At 44.3% G+C, this 20,044-nt stretch carries 17 protein-coding genes; 14 read left to right on the top strand and 3 right to left on the bottom strand.

Annotation, left to right across the window (positions count from 1 at the left end; translation table 11 throughout):
• Positions 1-36: 36 nt before the first annotated feature.
• The 4 genes from argF to J1C81_RS08160 all read left to right on the top strand — a co-directional run bounded on the left by argF (position 37) and on the right by J1C81_RS08160 (position 5,243).
• A complete protein-coding gene (gene argF, locus J1C81_RS08175; RefSeq protein ID WP_002897953.1) occupies positions 37-1,053 on the top strand; it encodes an ornithine carbamoyltransferase in 1,017 nt (338 codons plus the stop codon).
• 166 nt (positions 1,054-1,219) lie between these two features.
• The gene (gene arcC, locus J1C81_RS08170) at positions 1,220-2,167 is read left to right on the top strand and encodes a carbamate kinase (protein WP_002915632.1); all 948 of its coding nucleotides are present in this window, start codon (positions 1,220-1,222) and stop codon (positions 2,165-2,167) included.
• Positions 2,168-2,372: 205 nt separating this feature from the next.
• Entirely contained in the window at positions 2,373-3,884 is a 1,512-nt protein-coding gene (locus J1C81_RS08165) for a YfcC family protein (RefSeq protein ID WP_295345587.1), read from the top strand.
• A 21-nt stretch (positions 3,885-3,905) separates the two neighbouring features.
• A complete protein-coding gene (locus J1C81_RS08160; RefSeq protein WP_002915628.1) occupies positions 3,906-5,243 on the top strand; it encodes a dipeptidase in 1,338 nt (445 codons plus the stop codon).
• A 138-nt stretch (positions 5,244-5,381) separates the two neighbouring features.
• Here the strand turns inward: J1C81_RS08160 and J1C81_RS08155 are convergent, their stop codons facing one another.
• From J1C81_RS08155 to J1C81_RS08145, 3 genes are read right to left on the bottom strand one after another with little or no spacing between them, the layout of a single operon-like run.
• Positions 5,382-5,852: an arginine repressor gene (locus J1C81_RS08155; RefSeq protein ID WP_002896068.1), complete on the bottom strand. Its 471-nt coding sequence runs from the start codon at positions 5,850-5,852 to the stop codon at positions 5,382-5,384.
• Positions 5,853-5,868: 16 nt separating this feature from the next.
• A complete protein-coding gene (gene queA / locus J1C81_RS08150) occupies positions 5,869-6,897 on the bottom strand; it encodes a tRNA preQ1(34) S-adenosylmethionine ribosyltransferase-isomerase QueA (RefSeq protein WP_002915625.1) in 1,029 nt (342 codons plus the stop codon).
• Positions 6,898-6,906: 9 nt separating this feature from the next.
• Complete coding sequence (locus J1C81_RS08145; protein WP_002897949.1) at positions 6,907-7,086, bottom strand: hypothetical protein; 180 nt, start codon at positions 7,084-7,086, stop codon at positions 6,907-6,909.
• A gap of 134 nt (positions 7,087-7,220) precedes the next feature.
• On the opposite strand from J1C81_RS08145, the gene J1C81_RS08140 reads away from it, so the two are divergent.
• The 10 genes from J1C81_RS08140 to argC all read left to right on the top strand — a co-directional run bounded on the left by J1C81_RS08140 (position 7,221) and on the right by argC (position 20,033).
• Positions 7,221-7,928: a glucosamine-6-phosphate deaminase gene (locus tag J1C81_RS08140; protein ID WP_002915622.1), complete on the top strand. Its 708-nt coding sequence runs from the start codon at positions 7,221-7,223 to the stop codon at positions 7,926-7,928.
• Positions 7,929-8,078: 150 nt separating this feature from the next.
• The gene (locus J1C81_RS08135) at positions 8,079-9,434 is read left to right on the top strand and encodes a DUF1958 domain-containing protein (protein ID WP_080555505.1); all 1,356 of its coding nucleotides are present in this window, start codon (positions 8,079-8,081) and stop codon (positions 9,432-9,434) included.
• Positions 9,435-9,528: 94 nt separating this feature from the next.
• Positions 9,529-10,698, top strand: coding sequence for an MFS transporter (locus J1C81_RS08130; RefSeq protein ID WP_002915620.1), 1,170 nt, complete (start codon positions 9,529-9,531; stop codon positions 10,696-10,698).
• 114 nt (positions 10,699-10,812) lie between these two features.
• Positions 10,813-11,757 (top strand): competence protein CoiA, encoded by a 945-nt coding sequence (locus tag J1C81_RS08125; RefSeq protein ID WP_002915618.1) that lies wholly within the window; start codon positions 10,813-10,815, stop codon positions 11,755-11,757.
• A gap of 34 nt (positions 11,758-11,791) precedes the next feature.
• Positions 11,792-13,594: an oligoendopeptidase F gene (pepF, locus tag J1C81_RS08120; protein WP_002915617.1), complete on the top strand. Its 1,803-nt coding sequence runs from the start codon at positions 11,792-11,794 to the stop codon at positions 13,592-13,594.
• A gap of 1 nt (position 13,595) precedes the next feature.
• On the top strand, positions 13,596-14,279 hold the full coding sequence (locus J1C81_RS08115; protein WP_002915612.1) for an O-methyltransferase: 684 nt from the start codon (positions 13,596-13,598) through the stop codon (positions 14,277-14,279).
• A gap of 113 nt (positions 14,280-14,392) precedes the next feature.
• Positions 14,393-15,400, top strand: a complete 1,008-nt coding sequence (gene prsA, locus J1C81_RS08110) for a peptidylprolyl isomerase PrsA (protein WP_002896039.1) — start codon at positions 14,393-14,395, stop codon at positions 15,398-15,400.
• Positions 15,401-15,540: 140 nt separating this feature from the next.
• Positions 15,541-16,122, top strand: a complete 582-nt coding sequence (locus J1C81_RS08105; protein WP_002915610.1) for an LURP-one-related/scramblase family protein — start codon at positions 15,541-15,543, stop codon at positions 16,120-16,122.
• A gap of 38 nt (positions 16,123-16,160) precedes the next feature.
• Entirely contained in the window at positions 16,161-18,779 is a 2,619-nt protein-coding gene (gene alaS / locus J1C81_RS08100) for an alanine--tRNA ligase (RefSeq protein WP_002915608.1), read from the top strand.
• Positions 18,780-19,010: 231 nt separating this feature from the next.
• Positions 19,011-20,033: an N-acetyl-gamma-glutamyl-phosphate reductase gene (argC, locus tag J1C81_RS08095; protein WP_002915607.1), complete on the top strand. Its 1,023-nt coding sequence runs from the start codon at positions 19,011-19,013 to the stop codon at positions 20,031-20,033.
• Positions 20,034-20,044 lie beyond the last annotated feature (11 nt).

Genomic DNA, 20,044 nt, shown 5'->3' with positions numbered 1-20,044 from the left:
AACAATACATAAAGAAAAGAAAGAGGAAATAATAGAATGACACATTCAGTATTCCAAGGACGTAGCTTCTTAGCAGAAAAAGACTTTAGCCGTGCTGAGTTAGAATACCTTATCGGTCTTTCAGCTCACTTGAAAGATTTGAAAAAACGCAATATTCAACACCACTATCTTGCTGGCAAGAATATCGCTCTCTTGTTTGAAAAAACATCTACTCGTACTCGTGCAGCTTTTACAACAGCAGCCATTGACCTAGGGGCACATCCAGAATACCTTGGTGCTAACGATATCCAGCTTGGTAAGAAAGAATCTACAGAAGATACTGCGAAAGTTTTGGGCCGTATGTTTGACGGGATTGAATTCCGCGGCTTCAGCCAACGTATGGTAGAAGAATTGGCAGAATTCTCAGGTGTTCCAGTATGGAATGGTCTGACTGACGAATGGCACCCAACTCAAATGTTGGCTGACTACTTGACTGTTCAAGAAAACTTTGGCCGTCTGGAAGGCTTGACATTGGTATACTGTGGTGATGGACGTAACAACGTTGCCAACAGCTTGCTGGTGACAGGAGCTATCCTTGGCGTAAACGTTCACATCTTCTCACCAAAAGAACTCTTCCCAGAAAAAGAAATCGTTGAATTGGCAGAAGGCTTTGCGAAAGAAAGCGGCGCACATATCCTCATCACTGAAGATGCTGACGAAGCAGTTAAAGGTGCTGATGTTCTTTACACAGACGTTTGGGTATCTATGGGTGAAGAAGACAAGTTTGCAGAACGCGTTGCCCTCCTCAAACCTTACCAAGTAAACATGGATTTGGTGAAGAAGGCTGATAATGAAAACTTGATTTTCTTGCACTGCTTACCAGCATTCCACGATACAAATACTGTTTACGGTAAAGATGTCGCTGAAAAATTCGGTGTAGAGGAAATGGAAGTAACAGACGAAGTCTTCCGCAGCAAATATGCTCGTCATTTTGACCAAGCAGAAAACCGTATGCACACAATCAAAGCGGTTATGGCTGCAACTCTTGGAAACCTCTACATTCCAAAAGTATAATCTTACCTAAGAAACCGTCTACCAACAGCTATGAGGGCTGCGACTAATAGCTTTAGTCCGGCCCTCTTTTATATGATAAGGAAAGCTCATTTTCTTATTGAAAATTAAAAAATCTACTAAAATAAATTGGAAGCGCATTCATTAGAGCGCATTTAAGGAGAATTTAATGGCAAATCGTAAAATCGTTGTAGCCTTGGGAGGAAATGCCATCCTTTCATCTGACCCATCAGCGAAAGCACAGCAGGAAGCCTTGGTGGAAACTGCTAAACATTTGGTAAAATTGATTAAAAACGGGGATGATCTTATCATTACCCATGGAAATGGTCCGCAGGTAGGGAACTTGCTGCTGCAACAGTTGGCAGCAAACTCTGAGAAGAATCCTGCTTTCCCACTAGACTCTCTTGTGGCTATGACAGAAGGCAGCATCGGCTTCTGGCTACAAAATGCTTTACAAAATGCTCTCTTGGATGAAGGTATCGAAAAGAATGTTGCTTCTGTTGTGACGCAAGTAGTAGTGGATAAGAACGATTCAGCCTTTGTCAACCTCAGCAAGCCAATTGGTCCTTTCTATTCAGAAGAAGAAGCAAAAGCGGAAGCTGAAAAGAGCGGAGCGACTTTCAAAGAGGATGCTGGCCGTGGTTGGCGTAAGGTCGTTGCTTCACCAAAACCAGTGGATATCAAGGAAATTGAAACGATCCGTACGCTTTTGAATCAAGGTCAAGTAGTGGTAGCTGCGGGTGGCGGTGGGATTCCTGTCATCAAGGAAGACAATGGCCATCTTACTGGTGTTGAAGCTGTTATTGATAAGGACTTTGCTTCTCAACGCTTAGCGGAGTTGGTTGATGCTGACCTCTTCATCGTCTTGACTGGTGTGGACTATGTCTTTGTTAACTACAACAAACCAGATCAAGCAAAACTGGAACATGTGAATGTTGCTCAGTTGGAAGAATACATCAAGCAAGAACAATTTGCACCAGGCAGCATGCTTCCAAAAGTAGAAGCAGCTATCGCCTTTGTCAATGGCCGTCCAGAAGGCAAAGCAGTTATCACATCTCTGGAAAATCTGGGCGCTCTGATTGAGTCTGAGAGCGGTACGATTATTGAAAAAGGCTAGGCATAGAACTGATTGAAAGTCGATAGCAGCTGAACTCTGTCGCTGCTGCAAGTCTTTTCCTGAAAATCTTTGATTATTTTCAAAAATACTGGCTTTTTCAATGTTAATATGGTAAAATAAAAACAAAGTAAGCGTTTTCTTGTTTGCTCATACAGGGAAATGCAGGTTCGTAACCTCGTTAAAAAATTTTTAGGAGGGAATACAAATGAGTGAAAAAACAAAAAAAGGGTTTAAGATGCCTTCATCTTACACCGTATTGTTGATAATCATTGCCATTATGGCAGTTCTGACTTGGATTATCCCAGCAGGGGCTTTTGTAAAAGGTGTTTATCAGCCTCAGCCACAAAATCCACAAGGGATTTGGGATGTCCTGATGGCACCGATTCGTGCAATGCTGGGTACGCATCCAGAGGAAGGGTCGTTGATCAAGGAGACGAGTGCAGCGATAGATGTTGCCTTCTTCATCCTCATGGTCGGTGGTTTCCTTGGCGTTGTCAATGAAACTGGCGCTTTGGATGTGGGAATTGCCTCTATCGTTAAGAAGTACAAGGGGCGCGAAAAGATGCTGATTGTCGTCTTGATGCCTCTCTTTGCCCTCGGTGGTACTACCTATGGTATGGGTGAGGAAACCATGGCCTTCTATCCACTTTTGGTGCCGGTGATGATGGCGGTTGGTTTTGACAGTCTGACCGGGGTGGCTATTATCCTGCTTGGTTCGCAAATCGGATGTTTGGCTTCTACGCTAAATCCATTTGCAACTGTTATCGCTTCAGAGACTGCTGGTGTTGGAACTGGTGAAGGGATTGTCCTTCGTCTTATCTTCTTTTTTGTCATGACAGCTCTCAGTACTTGGTTTGTTTATCGCTATGCAGATAAGATTCAAAAGGATCCGACCAAGTCACTGGTTTACAGTACTCGTGAAGAAGACTTGAAACACTTCAACGTTGAAACTTCTTCATCTGTTGAGTCAACACTGAGCAAAAAGCAAAGAATTGTTTTAGTTTTGTTCATTTTGACATTTGTCCTTATGGTATTGAGTTTCATTCCTTGGACAGATCTCGGTATTACAATCTTTAAGGATGTCAATACCTGGCTGACAGGTCTTCCAGTACTCGGTAAGATTATTGGTTCATCTACTTCTGCGCTGGGTACTTGGTACTTCCCAGAAGGAGCTATGCTCTTTGCCTTCATGGGAATCTTGATTGGCGCTGTTTACGGTCTCAAGGAAGACAAGATTATCTCAGCCTTTATGAACGGTGCGGCTGACCTGCTTAGCGTAGCCCTGATTGTAGCAATCGCTCGTGGTATTCAAGTTATCATGAATGACGGTATGATTACAGACACAATTCTCAACTGGGGCAAACAAGGACTCAGCGGTCTGTCATCACAAGTATTTATCGTCTTGACCTACATTTTCTACCTGCCAATGTCCTTCCTTATCCCATCATCATCTGGTCTGGCCAGTGCAACTATGGGAATCATGGCTCCTTTGGGAGAATTTGTCAATGTCAAGGCAAGCTTGATCATCACAGCTTACCAGTCTGCTTCAGGTGTGCTGAACCTGGTTGCTCCAACTTCTGGTATCGTTATGGGGGCTTTGGCACTCGGACGTATCAATATCGGAACTTGGTGGAAATTTATCGGCAAGCTGATTGTAGCTATCATTGCGATCAGTATTGGTCTCTTACTCCTAGGAACTTTCTTACCGTTCCTATAAGCTAGAAGCTGAGGTGATTCCATGAAAAATTTTATAACGGAAGAAGTTAAAGAAGATTTTCTTGAATCTTTGAAAACAATCGTTTCTTATCCTTCAGTACTGAATGAAGGTCAAAATGGAACACCTTTTGGACAAGCTATCCAGGATGTCCTAGAAAAAACTTTAGAAATCTGTCGGGAGCTAGGTTTTACAACCTACCTCGACCCTAAAGGTTATTACGGATATGCAGAAATCGGTCATGGAGCTCAGCTCCTGGCCGTTCTCTGTCATTTGGATGTTGTTCCATCAGGTGATGAGTCGGACTGGCAGACGCCGCCTTTTGAAGCCACTGTCAAAGATGGCTGGATTTTTGGTCGTGGGGTGCAGGACGACAAGGGACCTTCCATGGCCGCTCTTTATGCTGTAAAAGCATTGCTGGACAGTGGAGTGGAATTTAAAAAGCGGGTTCGCTTTATCTTTGGTACAGATGAGGAGACACTTTGGCGTTGTATGGGTAGATACAACCAGCTAGAAGAGCAGGCTACACTTGGCTTTGCGCCAGACTCTTCTTTCCCTTTGACCTATGCTGAGAAGGGGCTTCTGCAGCTTAAGCTGGAAGGGCCAGGCTCTGATACTTTAGAGCTCGAAGCTGGTCAAGCTTTTAATGTCGTTCCTGACAAGGCTTCCTATTCGGGTGACTTACTGGAGTCAGTCGTTGCTGGCTTGGAAGGTTTAGGCTATGAATATGAGCGAACGGCAGAAGAAGTAACGGTTATCGGCTTGCCCAAGCACGCTAAGGATGCCGCTCAAGGAGTCAATGCTATTATTCGCCTAGCCAAGGTCTTGCAGTCCCTGGATTCGCATCCGGCTCTTGCCTTTCTGGCTCAGGCGGTTGGTGAAGATGCGACAGGCAGCCATCTCTTTGGGCCTGTGTCTGATGAACCGACAGGCTTTCTTTCTTTTAATGTTGCCGGTCTGACTTCAACCTCTGACCGCTCTGAGATTCGGATTGACATGCGGATTCCGGTCTTGGCAGACAAGGACAAGTTGGTTGAAAAGCTGGCAGAGATAGCCAGTCAATACGAGCTGACCTATCAGGAGTTTGACTATCTGGCTCCGCTCTATGTACCTTTGGACAGTGAGCTGGTCAGCACCCTGATGGCAATTTATCAGGAGAAAACAGGAGACAACAGTCCAGCTATGTCTTCTGGCGGAGCGACCTTTGCTCGTACGATGCCTAACTGTGTTGCTTTCGGCGCTCTCTTTCCGGGAGCTGATCAGACAGAGCATCAGGTCAATGAACGATTGCGCTTAGATGATCTGTATCGGGCAATGGATATTTACGCGGAAGCTGTTTATCGTTTGGCTACAACACCTTAAATGCTGACTTTTTAAAACCCTCTTCAAATCTTATTTGTACTGCCTTGCTCTGGTCAAGTATGGCTTGCTGATTTGCTAATGGGTTTTATCGAGGAAAAATCTTAAATAGAAAAAGCTGAGGCAATGTTGTCTCAGCTTTTATTTACTAAAGAAGAATGGTGGGGTGAATTCTTTGAGCTTCTCAAAGCAGTCAAGGGCCCCTTGATCATCCTCGCAGATAATCAGACAGACGTCATCACCACAGACAGTAGCAACAATCTGAGGCAGTTCTAGAGCATCTAAGATTGCACCGAAAGATTGAGCCAACCCAGGCAGAGTTTTCATAACGACTTGATTTTGAACTGGCCGCAGCATGACCAAAGCATCCTCCATGTAGAAGCGGAGGCGTTTTTCCCAACGGGATGGCGCGATGCTATTGATGATATAGTAGGAAGTATCGTTCTCACTGACCTTGACCAGATTGAGTGCTTTCATATCTCGTGAAAGAGTGGACTGGGTTACAATGACGCCGTTTGCTTCCAAATGCTCCTGAAGTTCTTGCTGGGTATGGATTTTCTTTTCCATGATTAAGGAGCGGATGAGACGGTGTCTGCTTTCAATTTTATTCATAAATTTTCACCTATAGTTATTTGATAAACATGGCATCACCAAAGCTGAAGAAGCGATAGCGCTCAGCAATAGCATGCTCATAAGCTTCAAGTGTTAAGGAACGTCCGGCAAAGGCAGAGACTAACATAACCAGAGTTGACTTGGGCAGGTGGAAGTTGGTTGAAAAAGCATCAACGATCTTCCAATCGTATCCCGGCTTGATAAAAATATTGGTCCAGCCAGAGTCAGCCTCAATCTGACCCTGAAATTTACTACCAATTGTCTCCAAGGTGCGGATAGATGTTGTTCCGACTGCAATGACATGTCCGCCATTTGCCTTGACCTGACGGAGTGTCTGGGCAGCTTCCTCGGACAGACTGTAAAATTCGGAGTGCATCTCGTGATCATCTAAGCTGTCTACAGAAACCGGTCGGAAAGTTCCCAGTCCGACATGAAGGGTGAGATAGACCAGCTTGACTCCCTTGGCAGCAATCTGCTCCAATAGCTCTTCTGTGAAATGAAGTCCGGCAGTTGGCGCAGCAGCAGAGCCATTTTCTTTAGCATAGACAGTCTGGTAGCGTTCGCGGTCTGCAAGTTTTTCGTGGATATAAGGCGGAAGCGGCATTTCTCCCAAACTTTCCAAGACTTCTAGGAAAATCCCTTCGTAGCCAAAGCGCACAATTCGGCCGCCGTGCTCAAGCTCTTCTATCACAGTAGCAGTTAGGCGTCCATCACCAAAGGAAATCTGAGCACCTACTCTGAGGCGCTTGGCTGGCTTAGCTAGCACTTCCCAGTCATCTCCCTGAGTATTTTTAAGTAGCAGCAGCTCGACATGGCCTCCTGTCTCAGGCTTGATACCATAAAGGCGGGCAGGAAGGACACGCGTATTATTCATCACTAGGGCATCGCCGGGCTGGAGCTGATCAATAATCTGGTCAAAGTGCTGGTCGGAGAAGACTCCTGTTTCTTTATCGACCACTAGCAAGCGGGAAGCATCCCTTTTCTCCAAAGGTGTCTGAGCAATCAGCTCTTCGGGCAAGTCAAAATCAAAATCAGCGGTATTCATCGTATCTCCTTATATTGTTTTCATCAGCCAGAGTAGATAGGCAGCGAGTAGAAAGGGACTAGCTGTAAGCAAGCCGCCCAAAATCAAACTTACAATCTGCCAGCCTGGTTGTTTTTTCATGAGGAAACTCAAGCTGCAGAGTAAGACTCCGACTAAAAATAAAATCAATAAAACAATCAGTAAAAACATGTCTCTATTATAACACGATTTGCTGCAAAAGGAAGCGAGCATGACTAAAAAGTATGTCTATTTTGCAGACTTTTTCTTGACAAAAATTGGTCTATACCATATAATAAAATTAAGAAAAGAAGTGGAGGTAGAAAATGAAAATTATTCAAGTGGAAAACCAAGTAGAAGGTGGAAAAGTGGCTCTCGAACTGCTCAAAGAAAAGCTAGCTCAGGGGGCAAAAACGTTGGGATTAGCTACAGGCAGCAGCCCAGAAGGATTTTACAAGCAAATCGTTGAGAGCGATCTTGATTTCTCAGAGATGTTCAGTGTTAATCTGGATGAATATGTTGGTTTGCAGGAGGACAATCCTCAGTCTTATCGCTATTTCATGAATCAGCACCTCTTTAACCAAAAGCCTTTTAAAGAAAGCTTCCTGCCTAATGGCGCAGCGAAAGATTTAGAAGCAGAAGTGGCGCGTTACAATCAGCTTCTTGCAGAGCATCCAGCTGATTTACAGATTTTGGGAATCGGTACGAATGGTCATATCGGCTTTAATGAGCCGGGAACTAGTTTTGACAGCCAGACTCACTTAGTGAATTTGACACCGTCCACCATTCAGTCCAATGCTCGATTCTTCGACAAGATGGAAGATGTTCCGACTCAGGCTATTTCCATGGGGATTGGCAACATTCTCAATGCTAAGTCCATCATTCTCTTTGCTTACGGTTCAGCTAAGGCCAAGGCTATAGCAGGGACTGTTGAGGGTGAGGTGACGGAGGAGCTGCCTGGCAGTGCTCTCCAGAAGCATCCAGATGTTGTGATTATCGCTGATAAGGAAGCGCTTAGCTTGTTAAATCACTAAGATTTTAATGCTATTGCTATAAAACTGGTTTTGCCAGATAAAAGTCTCTTAATTTCCTATCTATTTTTTAGGTAGGATTTTTAGATTTATGGTTAACTTTGCGTAAAATATGATATACTAGATAGGTATAATTGTTCTTTGGAGGATCCTGTGAAGAAAAAGCTTTTGTTATTGGGAATTGCGTTCCTGACCTCTTTAGCGCCACTAGCTGCTAGGGCTGATGAATTGGTGGATATGGCTAAAAAGATGTATCCGCATGATAATGTTCAGGCGATTAATCGTCCCAAGTCTTCTCTCGTTATTGACGGCAGTACAGGTGATGTTGTCTGGGAGGATAATGTTGATGAGGTGCGTGATCCAGCCAGTATGAGTAAGCTTATGACGCTTTACTTGGTCTTTGAAGCGATTAAAGAAGGAAAAATCAGCGAAAAGACGGTCATTACAGCCACACCTCAGGATCAAGCCACTGCAAATATTTATGAAATTTCTAATAATAAAATTGTCGCTGGTGTGGACTATACCGTATCTGAGCTAATTACCATGACAATCGTGCCTTCATCCAATGCGACAACCGTTATGCTAGCCAATTATCTATCGGACAATGATCCAGATGCTTTCTTGGATCGGATGAATGCCAAGGCTCAAGAGCTGGGCATGACGAATACCAAGTGGTTCAATGCCAGCGGTGCAGCGGCGGTTTCTTTTAAGGGCTATTATAACCCTCAAAACTACGATAATTATGCTAGCAATCAGACAACAGCCCGTGATTTGGCGATTCTGGCTTACAATTTTGTCAATCACCATCCTGAGATTCTAAACTATACTAATAAAGCCAAGGTTACGGTTAAAGCTGGAACTCCTTACGAGGAGACCTTTGAAACCTATAATTACTCCCTGCCGGGTGCTAAATACGCACTCAAGGGCGTAGATGGTATGAAGACAGGCTCTAGTCCTAACGGTGCTTTCAACTATATCGCGACCATTAAGCGTGGAGATCAGCGCATGATTGCTGTGATTATGGGAGTCGGTGACTGGTCTGACCAAGACGGTGAGTATTACCGCCATCCTTTTGGTAATGCTTTGATTGAGAAGGCTTATGCGGACTACGAGTACAAAAAACTCTTATCCAAGGGTGAGCAGGAGATTGATGGACAGAAATATAAGCTGCCTGAGGATTTCTACGCTACTGTTAAAAAGGGAACCGAGCCTAAAGTCAAGGTTGAAAACAATGTTCTCAAGGCTGAAAATGGCTTGAAGACCTTGTCTAGCAAGATCTCTGATGAAATGAAAGTCGAGAAAGTTGAGAATCCAGTTGCTCAGGCTATTGAAAATGTGACTGGCAGCAAGTCGGAAAGCAAGCCTTGGTATGGTGTGTTCTTCAGCGATAAGATGTTAATTATGCTGCCTGTTGGCATCCTGCTAATCATTCTGTACTTTGAATACCGCAGTCGCCAAAAACGCAAGGCTGCAAAGCAGGAACGTCGTAGAAATACAGATGTTGAATAAAGGGAATGTCCTCTGTCACATACGAACGGAATGACTTTCCAAACTAAAACTCAGTTCTTTTGCTGAGTTTTCTTTCTGTCTTAAGGAGATTTTCATGCAAAAAAAGTTTCATAACAGCTATCTAGCTCATTTTTTACTCTTTAATTTTTTCTTCTTAGCCTACTCTCTTTTTTCGACTCTGATATCAGTCTATATGCAGGACTTAGGCTATTCTAATGCCCAAGTATCTATGGTAGTGTCAGCTTCCTTCTTTGCTTCCATGTTGGCTCAGCCGCTGTTTGGGATTCTCAGCGATGCTTTGGGGATTAAAAAGATCTTCCTTTTTAGCTTTCTAGTTATGATGGTTGGGGCTGTATTTTTCATGAAAGCGACTCAGCTTTGGCAGTTACTGGTCTGGTATAGTCTGGTCCTCATGCTGGTTAACGGGGTCAATCCAGTCATGGATGTTCTGGCAGCTCAAAGTCCTTATACTTATGGTAAGATTCGGATTTGGGGAACCATTGGCTATGCACTAGGCTCTCAGCTGGCAGGATTGATTTATCAAAGAGTCGCACCACAAGCTATTTTCCCAGTCTTTATTGGCATGATGCTTATCAGCAGCATAGGGCTTTTGGGAATCCAGCCCAAGCACGACCGAGCAGCCCTAGAAAGCAGGAATACCCGCAAGCAGACAGGTCTGGGGAAGATCTTGACCAACAAAACCTATCTCTTTTACCTGCTTTTGGTCGCCCTCTACTCTGGGGTGGGGAATACTGGTCATACCTATATCCCTGCCATGCTACAGCATAGTGGCTTAGAGGTGGATATGGCTTCGACTGTCGTTGCCTTATCAGTTCTGGTTGAAGCGCCTTTTATCTTTTATTCCTATCTCTTTATGGACAAGATTTCGATGAAAAAGCTTCTATATATCTGTCTGGGAATCATCTTTCTCCAGTACAGCGTCTATGCTTTAGACCTAGGTTTGATTTCGAAAATCGGGATGACTCTCCTTTCCAAGCACGTGACAGGCATGGTTTTGATTATGGTGACCTTGAAAATCGTAGCTAGCTTGGTCGATGAAAAATACCTAGTTACAGCCATTGCTCTGGTCCAGACAGCCCGCAGTCTAGGAACCATTCTCATTCAAAATCTGGCCGGCCATTTTCTGGACAGTTGGGGTTACGAAGGAATGAACCTCTTTCTAGCAGCTGTTGTCTGCCTAGTCTGTCTGCTGGCCCTCTTTTTAAAATTGCCAGAACGAAAAGGAAATCAATTATTTGGATAATGAAAAACGATTCGGAGAGATGTTCTCCGAATCGTTTTTTTGATGGTGTAGATACTTTCTCTTTTCTTTTGCGAATATTTTAGTAAATGAGAGAAATTTTAGAGGGGTTAGAATATGTTTGTGGCGCGAAATCATAAGGGGCTTTTGTGTAATGCTCTGGAGGAGAAGATTGAGAAGGGAGCTGATTTCGTCTGCCCCGCTTGTTCAGGGGCAGTCCGTTTTAAAAAAGGGAAGGTTATGCAGCCGCATTTTGCGCATGTTTCGCTAGAGCAGTGTAGCTTTTACAGGGAAAATGAGAGCGCTGAGCACCTCAACCTCAAGGCGGAGCTTTTCCGCTGGGCTGTACAGACAGAAGAAGTTGAGGTGGAGACTTTTTTGCCTGCTCTGCAGCAGATTGCTGATTTGCTGGTCGATAAAAAACTGGCGCTAGAAGTCCAGTGCAGTCCTCTAAGTATAGAACGGCTACAGGAACGGACGCTTTCTTACCGCCAGCATGGCTATCAGGTTCTCTGGCTCTTGGGGAGAAAACTTTGGCTCAAGGATTCTCTAACCCGTCTACAAAAGGATTTTCTCTATTTTAGTAAAAATATGGGCTTTCATCTCTGGGAGCTGGATCAAGAAAAGCGAGTTTTACGTCTCAAATACCTGATTCACGAAGATCTGCATGGAAAGGTCCAGCACAAGACCAAGAACTTTCCCTTTGGTCACGGCCGGCTTTTGGATATTTTGCGTTTGCCCTTTCAAAAGCAGGAGATGAACAGCTTTCTGACCCAGCAAGATCCGCAGATCTGCAATTATATCCGCCGTCAGCTTTATTACCAGCAGCCTAGATGGATGAGGCTGCAGGCCCAGCTCTACCAGAATGGCGATAATCTCTTGACTAAGACTGCAGAGGATTTCTATCCACAGGTTCGCCCAATACAAGCTGCCTCCTTCTGTCAGATAACTACTGATTTGACTGGCTATTACCAGCAGTTTGAGAATTATTACGCCAATCTTCAGCAAAAAAATCTGCAAATTGTTTATTCACCGGCTTTTTATACAAGGATTTTACGTTGATTTGTGATAGAATAGGGGAGTCGGAGGATTTTTTATGGCAAAACAAAGAAATGAAATTGAAGAAAAATATACTTGGGATTTGAGTACAATTTTCCCAACAGATGAAGCCTTTGAAGCGGAGTTGGCGCAGGTTTCAGAAGAAGTGAAGAAAGCAGCTGATCTGGCTGGACATTTGCTGGATTCAGCGGACAGTCTCTTAACAACGACTGAAATCCAGTTGGACTTGATGCGTCGTATTGAAAAGCTTTATTCTTATGCTCACATGAAGAATGATCAGGATACACGTGTAGCTAAGTACCAAGAGTATCAGGCTAAAGGTATGACTCTTTACAGCGACTTTGGTCAAAGCTTTGCTTTCTATGAGCCAGAATTTATGGCGATTACAGAAGAGCAATACCAAGCTTTCTTGGCTGAGCAGCCAGGTTTACGGCTGTATCAGCATTATTTTGACAAGCTTTTGAAAAAGAAAGCCCACATCCTGACACAGCGCGAAGAGGAGCTATTGGCCGGTGCTGGTGAAATTTTTGGTGCAGCGGGCGAAACCTTTGCTATCTTGGATAATGCGGATATTGTCTTTCCGATGGTGCATGATGAAGATGGAAATGAAGTTCAGCTCAGCCACGGTAACTATATCACCCTGGTCGAGTCTAAGAACCGAGAGGTCCGCAAGGAAGCTTACGAGGCTCTCTACAGCGTCTACGAGCAGTATCAGCATACCTATGCTAAGACTCTGCAGACCAATGTCAAGGTTCACAACTACAATGCGAAAGTCCGCAAGTTCTCATCTGCCCGTGAAGCGGCCTTGTCAGCTGACTTTATTCCAGAAAGTGTTTATGACAGCCTAGTTTCAGCTGTCAATAAGCATTTGCCTCTCTTGCAGCGTTATATTGCTTTGCGAGCGAAGATTTTAGGCATTTCTGATTTGAAGATGTATGATATGTACACACCTTTGTCAGAGACAGACTACAAGTTCACTTATGAGGAAGCCTTGGCTAAGTCTGAGGAAGTTTTGGCTATTCTGGGTGAGGATTATTTGAGCCGAGTGAAGACAGCTTTTTCAGAGCGCTGGATTGATGTTCATGAAAATCAAGGCAAACGCTCAGGAGCATACTCAGGCGGTTCTTATGATACCAATGCTTTTATGTTGCTCAACTGGCAGGACACGCTGGACAATCTCTTTACCTTAGTGCACGAGACAGGCCACAGTATGCACTCCAGCTATACTCGTGAGACCCAGCCTTATGTCTATGGAGACTACTCTATCTTCCTAGCTGAGATTGCTTCGACGACCAATGAAAACATACTGACAGAGAAGCTCTTGGAAGAAGTAGAAGATGATGCTACCCGCTTTGCTATCCTCAATCACTTCTTGGATGGCTTCCGAGGAACGGTCTTCCGTCAAACCCAGTTTGCTGAGTTTGAGCATGCTATCCACGAGGCTGACCAAGAAGGTCAAGTTTTGACCAGCGAGTTTCTCAATGAGCTCTATGCTGACTTGAACGAGAAATACTATGGACTGAAAAAAGAAGATAATCCACAGATTCAGTACGAATGGGCTCGGATTCCGCATTTCTACTATGATTACTATGTTTTCCAATATTCGACAGGATTTTCAGCGGCTTCTGCCCTGGCTGAAAAGATTGTCCATGGAAGTCAGGAAGACAAGGACAAGTATCTGGACTATCTGAAAGCTGGGAACTCTGACTATCCACTTAATGTCATCAAAAAAGCAGGTGTGGATATGGAAAAGGAAGACTACCTAAATGCTGCCTTTGCTGTCTTTGAGCGTCGTCTGGATGAATTCGAAGCCTTGGTAGAAAAGTTGGGACTGGCATAAGATGGTCGAGACTTATAATCAAAACTCTAATCCCAATATGCGCCGGCCAGTGGTCAAAGAAGAAGTCGTGGACTTTATGAGACAGCGTCTCCAGCCGGTCACTGGTGGCCTCAAGGAATTGGAGGATTTTGCCAGAGCTGAAAATGTGCCCGTGATTCCCCATGAGACAGTGGCTTACTTCCGCCTGCTAGTCGAAAGCCTGCAGCCTGAGAAGATTTTAGAAATCGGGACGGCTATTGGATTTTCGGCCCTTTTGATGGCAGAACATGCTCCTCAGGCCCAGATTACGACTATTGATCGCAATCCAGAGATGATTGAGCTTGCCAAGGCTAATTTTGCCAAGTATGACAGCCGTCAGCAGATCACCCTGCTGGAAGGCGATGCGGTGGATTTACTTGAGACACTGGAGGATTCTTACGACCTTGTCTTTATGGACTCTGCCAAGTCCAAGTATGTAGTCTTTCTGCCCCAAGTCCTCAAGCGCCTTAATCCTGGTGGCCTAGTCCTCATTGATGATGTCTTTCAAGGAGGAGATGTTGCTAAGCCTTTTGAGGACATTAAGCGTGGCCAACGGGCTATTTACCGAGGACTGCATAGTCTTTTTGACGCAACTCTGGACAATCCAGATTTGACTGCGAGTCTGTTACCGTTAGGAGATGGGCTGCTTATGATTAGAAAAAAATGACATCTATGATTTTTTCCTAATTTCCAAAAATTTTTAGTAAAATTTAAGATATCAATTCAAATTTGTGCTACAATAGAAAACATGAACTTTTAAGAATAAGGAGTCAATATAAAATGAAGAAAAAAATATTTGCAGGAGCTGTGACACTCTTGTCAGTCGCTGTATTAGCAGCATGTTCTAACTCAGAAGGCAAGGACATCGTGACCATGAAAGGAAACACGATTACTGTCAATGAGTTCTACGATCAAGTGAAAAACAATGGTGCAGCTCAGCAGGTCTTGCTACAGATGGCTATCAAAGACATCTTTGAAGAAAAATACGGCAAAGATGTCAAAGACAAGGACGTTAAGGATGCTTTCGAAAAGTCTAAAACTGCTTACGGTACAGCTTTTGCCCAAGTCTTGGCTCAAAACGGATTGACCGAAGATGCCTACAAGGAGCAAATCCGCACCAATATGCTGGTAGAGCATGCCGTTAAGAAGGCTGCTGAAAAAGAGCTGACTGACGAAAACTACAAGGCTGCCTTTGAAAACTACACGCCAGAAGTAACGGCTCAAATCATCAAGGTTGACAGCGAAGACAAAGGTAAGGAAGTTCTCGAAAAAGCTAAAGCAGAAGGAGCAGACTTCAGTCAAATCGCTAAGGAAAACTCTACCGATGCTGCCACTAAGGAAAAAGGCGGAGAAATCAAGTTTGACTCTGGCTCTACTGATGTTCCAGATGCTGTCAAAAAAGCTGCTTTTGCTTTGGAAGAAAATGGCGTTTCAGACCTTGTGACAGTGCCAGATTCACAGTACTCAGCAAGCTACTATATTGTTAAGTTAGTCAAGAAGTCAGAGAAATCTTCTAACTGGAAAGACTACAAAGACAAGCTGAAAAAGATTATCATTGCGCAAAAAGAAAAAGATACTAGCTTTATACAAAGCGTTGTGGCGAAAGAGCTGAAAGATGCCAACATCAAGGTTAAGGACAGTGCTTTCCAATCTGTCTTTGCTCAGTATATCGAAACGACAGGTTCTTCAACTTCTTCATCAAGTGCTGCCAGCAGCTCAAAGACATCTGAGTCTAGCTCAGCAGCTGAAAGCAGTTCAACAGAAGCTTCATCCTCAGCCGCAGAATAAGGTTGACGAAAAGAGAATAAGCAAGTATAATAAGACTGGTGAGAATTGATTTTTCAAGTTCTTAGTTCAGAGAATTGGCGGTGCTGCGAGCCATCTGAGACGGAGAATCATGCTACTCATCTTGAAAAATAGAATATGAAATGAGAATGACAAGTTCATTGAATGAAGGTGGTACCGCGGTTTTTCGCCCTTCGGACAAGGAACTTGTCTTTTATGTTGACTGTGGAGGTAATATAATGAAAACCTATCTTGTCAAACAGAAATTTCGCTTAGGCGGCGAACGCTTTGATATCAAGGATGATCGAGGAAATGTGGATTATCAAGTGGAAGGCTCTTTCTTCCAGATTCCTAAGACCTTTACTATCTATGATAGTCAAGGACAAATCGTCAGTCAGATTACCAAGACCCTTATAACCCTCCTGCCCCAGTTTGAAATCAAACTCAGCAGCGGGCATAGCTTTTATATCCGTAAGAAATTCTCTTTTTTGCGTGATAAATATAAATTTGATAATTTGGGTCTTCGAGTTGAAGGGAATATCTGGGATTTAAACTTTCGTCTGCTGGATGACAGCAATCAAGTCGTTGCAGAGATTACAAAGGAGCTCTTTCATCTAACCTCTACTTATCAGGTGAGTGTCTATGAGGAGACTTATTCAGATTTGGTGATTTCCCTCTGTGTCGCTATTGATTATGTTGAAATGCTGGAAAATTCGTCGTCATAATGCAATTATTTTTAGAAAAAAATTAAGGAGAAAAAGAAATGAAACAAATGTCAAGTGCTCAGGTTCGTCAAATGTGGCTGGATTTTTGGGCAACTAAAGGTCATGCAGTAGAACCATCTGTCAGCTTGGTGCCGGTCAACGATCCAACCTTGCTCTGGATTAACTCTGGTGTAGCAACCCTCAAGAAATACTTCGATGGAACCATCATTCCGGAAAATCCTCGGATTACCAATGCTCAAAAGGCCATTCGAACCAATGATATTGAAAATGTCGGAAAAACTGCCCGCCACCATACTATGTTTGAAATGCTGGGCAACTTCTCTATCGGTGATTATTTCCGTGATGAAGCGATTGAGTGGGCTTACGAGCTTTTGACTAGCCCTGAGTGGTTTGATTTCCCCAAAGACAAGCTCTACATGACATACTATCCAGACGACAAGGACTCTTACAACCGCTGGATTGCTATGGGAGTTGAGCCTAGTCATTTGATTCCGATTGAGGATAATTTCTGGGAAATCGGTGCAGGACCTTCTGGGCCGGATACAGAGATTTTCTTTGACCGGGGTGAGGCTTTTGATCCAGAAAATATCGGAGTCCGTCTCTTAGAAGAAGATATTGAAAACGATCGCTATATCGAAATCTGGAATATCGTCTTGTCACAATTCAACGCAGACCCTGCTGTACCGCGTAGCGAGTACAAGGAATTGCCACATAAGAACATTGATACGGGCGCAGGGTTGGAGCGTTTGGTCGCAGTTATCCAAGGGGCTAAGACCAACTTTGAGACCGACCTCTTCATGCCAATTATTCGTGAAGTAGAGAAGCTGTCTGGCAAGGTCTATGACCAAGATGGCGACAATATGAGTTTCAAGGTTATCGCAGACCATATTCGTTCGCTTTCCTTTGCCATTGGTGATGGGGCTCTTCCTGGAAATGAAGGTCGAGGCTATGTTCTTCGTCGTCTGCTCCGTCGTGCTTCAATGCATGGTCAAAAGCTGGGGATCAATGAGCCATTCCTTTACAAACTTGTACCAACTGTGGGCAAGATTATGGAAAGCTACTATCCAGAAGTTCTTGAAAAGCAAGAATTTATCGAAAAGATTATCAAGAGTGAGGAAGAATCATTTGCTCGTACTCTGCACTCTGGTCAACATTTTGCAGAAACAATCGTGGCAGATTTGAAAGCTAAGGGACAAACTGTTATTGCTGGTCAAGATGCCTTTAAACTCTACGATACTTACGGTTTCCCGCTGGAGTTAACCGAAGAAATCGCTGAAGAAGCAGGCATGACTGTGGACCGTTCTGGCTTTGAAGCGGCTATGAAAGAGCAGCAGAATCGGGCGCGTGCTTCTGTCGTCAAGGGTGGCTCAATGGGCATGCAAAATGAAACCCTGCAGGCCATCACCGTAGAGAGTGCCTTTAACTACGAAAAAGAAGAGCTGACAGCTGAACTCCTTGCTATTGTGGCAGATGATGCAGCAGTGGAGTCTGTTGAGACAGGAACAGCTGCCCTTATCTTTGCAGAAACGCCATTCTACGCAGAAATGGGTGGTCAGGTAGCCGACCACGGTCAAATCTTTGATGGAGCAGGCAAGCTGGTAGCGCAAGTTACGGATGTGCAAAAGGCACCAAATGGTCAGCCACTGCATACTGTAGAAGTTTTTGCTCCTCTGGCTCTGGGTCAAAGCTATAAACTGGAAATTGACCACAGTCGTCGCCATCGTGTGATGAAGAACCATACGGCGACTCACCTCTTACATGCTGCCCTGCATAATGTTCTTGGTAACCATGCAACCCAGGCAGGCTCTCTGAACGAAGTAGAATTCCTGCGCTTTGACTTTACACACTTCCAAGCGGTGACTGCAGAAGAGCTGCGCGCTATCGAGCAAGAAGTCAATGAGAAAATCTGGGAAGCCCTTGCTATAGAGACAGTAGAGACAGATATTGACACGGCTAAGGAAATGGGGGCCATGGCGCTCTTTGGAGAAAAATATGGTAAAAAAGTTCGTGTCGTAACCATTGGCGACTACTCTGTCGAGCTTTGCGGAGGAACCCACGTAGGCAATACTTCTGAAATCGGCATTTTCAAGATTGTCAAAGAAGAGGGTATCGGATCTGGAACTCGCCGTATCTTGGCAGTCACCAGCAAGGAAGCTTTTGAAGCCTACCGTGAGGAAGAAGAAGCGCTCAAGGCTATCGCAGCGACCCTCAAGGCACCGCAAATCAAGGAAGTGCCTCACAAGGTAGAAGCGTTGCAAGAGCAGCTGCGTCAACTGCAAAAAGAGAATGCAGAACTCAAGGAAAAGGCAGCAGCAGCGGCCTCTGGTGAAGTCTTCAAGGATGTTCAAGAGACAAATGGACATAGCTTTATCGCTAGTCAGGTCTCTGTGTCTGATGCGGGTGCCCTGCGTACCTTCGCGGACACTTGGAAGCAGAAGGACTATTCAGATGTTCTCGTACTGGTAGCAGCAATTGGAGACAAGGTCAATGTTCTTGCAGCCAGCAAGACTAAGGACGTACATGCTGGTAATCTAATTAAGGAATTGGCACCGATTGTAGATGGTCGAGGCGGCGGTAAGCCAGACATGGCTATGGCCGGCGGCAGCAAGCAATCAGCTATTCCAGACCTGCTAGCAGCAGTTGCTGAGAAGTTGTAATATTAGATAACAGATAGATGAAAAGGTCTGCTCTTTGGGCAGATCTTTTTAGCTCTCTTACTTCTCTATATGAGAAGCAAATAGGCCGCTTTTCGGCAAGAAAGTATGAATTTTTTTAGAATAAATAATGATATTTTCGGAAATATTGCATAAAAATACGGAAAATACTTGACAAAGGGAAGATATACGAGTAAAATAAAACGCATATTTATACGGAGGTGTTTTAAAAATATGCGAATTTCAATTGTAGGAATTACTGGTTACTCAGGTATGGAACTCCTCCGTATTTTACTGCAGCATCCGCAGGCAGAAGTCGTTTCCCTTCATGCCAGTCAAGATATGGAGGCTCCTGTGTCAGAGCTTTATCCTCATTTGAAGGGGATTTGCGACCTGAGAATAGAAGCTTTCGACAGTCAGGAAATAATGCGACGAGCAGATCTTGTTTTCTTTGCAACGTCAAGCGGAGTGGCTAAAGATTTGTCAAAAGACTTTGTAGAAGCAGGATTTCCAGTCATTGACCTATCTGGTGATCATCGTTTGCCAGGGAATATTTATAAAAAATGGTATCAGAAAGAGCCGGCTGAAGACTATGTTCAAAAAGAGTTTATTTATGGGCTATCTGAGTTTACAGATGTCAGAGGGAAGCGATTTATTGCCAATCCCGGCTGCTATGCGACAGCTACAGAGTTGGCTTTGATTCCTTTGCTGCAGGCTCAGGCGATTGAGCTGGACTCCATTATTGTTGATGCCAAGAGCGGTTTGACAGGGGCGGGAAAAAATCCAGCTGCATCCAGCCATTTTGTCCATGTGCACGACAACTATGTGACTTACAAGCTGAATCAGCATCAGCATATTCCAGAGATTGTGCAGCAGTTGCAGCTTTTTGATGAGGGGTTGCAGCAGATTCAGTTTTCAACTTCCCTTATTCCGCTCAATCGTGGCATCGTGGCGACAGTTTACAGCAAGTTGAAAGAACCTTTGACTCGAGAAGAGCTGGCAGCTATTTACCAGGAATGCTATCAGGACAAGCCTTTTGTCCGCATTCAAGCAGCTCTGCCGAATCTGCACCAGGTTGTCGGTACTAATTATACCGATATTGGTTTTAACTATAATCCTGTGACAAATATTTTAACTGTCGTGGCTGTGCTAGATAACCTGATTAAGGGGGCTGCTGGTCAGGCGGTTCAAAATATGAATCTGATGCTGGGCTTTCCCGAAACAGATGGACTACTCAGTCAACCGTCCTATGTCTAGATGAGAAAGGG

The sequence above is a fragment of the Streptococcus sanguinis genome (genome assembly GCF_050225395.1).
Classification (GTDB): Bacteria; Bacillota; Bacilli; order Lactobacillales; family Streptococcaceae; genus Streptococcus.
The sequence above is the reverse complement of the archived record's forward strand: the minus strand, read 5'-3'. Positions and strand labels throughout refer to the sequence as shown.

What these genes read in the sequence shown, in the direction of transcription:
- argF (WP_002897953.1), top strand. Translation starts at nt 37, where the DNA reads ATGACACATTCAGTATTCCAAGGACGTAGCTTCTTAGCAGAAAAAGAC.
- arcC (WP_002915632.1), top strand. Translation starts at nt 1,220, where the DNA reads ATGGCAAATCGTAAAATCGTTGTAGCCTTGGGAGGAAATGCCATCCTT.
- J1C81_RS08165 (WP_295345587.1), top strand. Translation starts at nt 2,373, where the DNA reads ATGAGTGAAAAAACAAAAAAAGGGTTTAAGATGCCTTCATCTTACACC.
- J1C81_RS08160 (WP_002915628.1), top strand. Translation starts at nt 3,906, where the DNA reads ATGAAAAATTTTATAACGGAAGAAGTTAAAGAAGATTTTCTTGAATCT.
- J1C81_RS08155 (WP_002896068.1), bottom strand. Translation starts at nt 5,852, where the DNA reads ATGAATAAAATTGAAAGCAGACACCGTCTCATCCGCTCCTTAATCATG.
- queA (WP_002915625.1), bottom strand. Translation starts at nt 6,897, where the DNA reads ATGAATACCGCTGATTTTGATTTTGACTTGCCCGAAGAGCTGATTGCT.
- J1C81_RS08145 (WP_002897949.1), bottom strand. Translation starts at nt 7,086, where the DNA reads ATGTTTTTACTGATTGTTTTATTGATTTTATTTTTAGTCGGAGTCTTA.
- J1C81_RS08140 (WP_002915622.1), top strand. Translation starts at nt 7,221, where the DNA reads ATGAAAATTATTCAAGTGGAAAACCAAGTAGAAGGTGGAAAAGTGGCT.
- J1C81_RS08130 (WP_002915620.1), top strand. Translation starts at nt 9,529, where the DNA reads ATGCAAAAAAAGTTTCATAACAGCTATCTAGCTCATTTTTTACTCTTT.
- J1C81_RS08125 (WP_002915618.1), top strand. Translation starts at nt 10,813, where the DNA reads ATGTTTGTGGCGCGAAATCATAAGGGGCTTTTGTGTAATGCTCTGGAG.
- pepF (WP_002915617.1), top strand. Translation starts at nt 11,792, where the DNA reads ATGGCAAAACAAAGAAATGAAATTGAAGAAAAATATACTTGGGATTTG.
- J1C81_RS08115 (WP_002915612.1), top strand. Translation starts at nt 13,596, where the DNA reads ATGGTCGAGACTTATAATCAAAACTCTAATCCCAATATGCGCCGGCCA.
- prsA (WP_002896039.1), top strand. Translation starts at nt 14,393, where the DNA reads ATGAAGAAAAAAATATTTGCAGGAGCTGTGACACTCTTGTCAGTCGCT.
- J1C81_RS08105 (WP_002915610.1), top strand. Translation starts at nt 15,541, where the DNA reads ATGAGAATGACAAGTTCATTGAATGAAGGTGGTACCGCGGTTTTTCGC.
- alaS (WP_002915608.1), top strand. Translation starts at nt 16,161, where the DNA reads ATGAAACAAATGTCAAGTGCTCAGGTTCGTCAAATGTGGCTGGATTTT.
- argC (WP_002915607.1), top strand. Translation starts at nt 19,011, where the DNA reads ATGCGAATTTCAATTGTAGGAATTACTGGTTACTCAGGTATGGAACTC.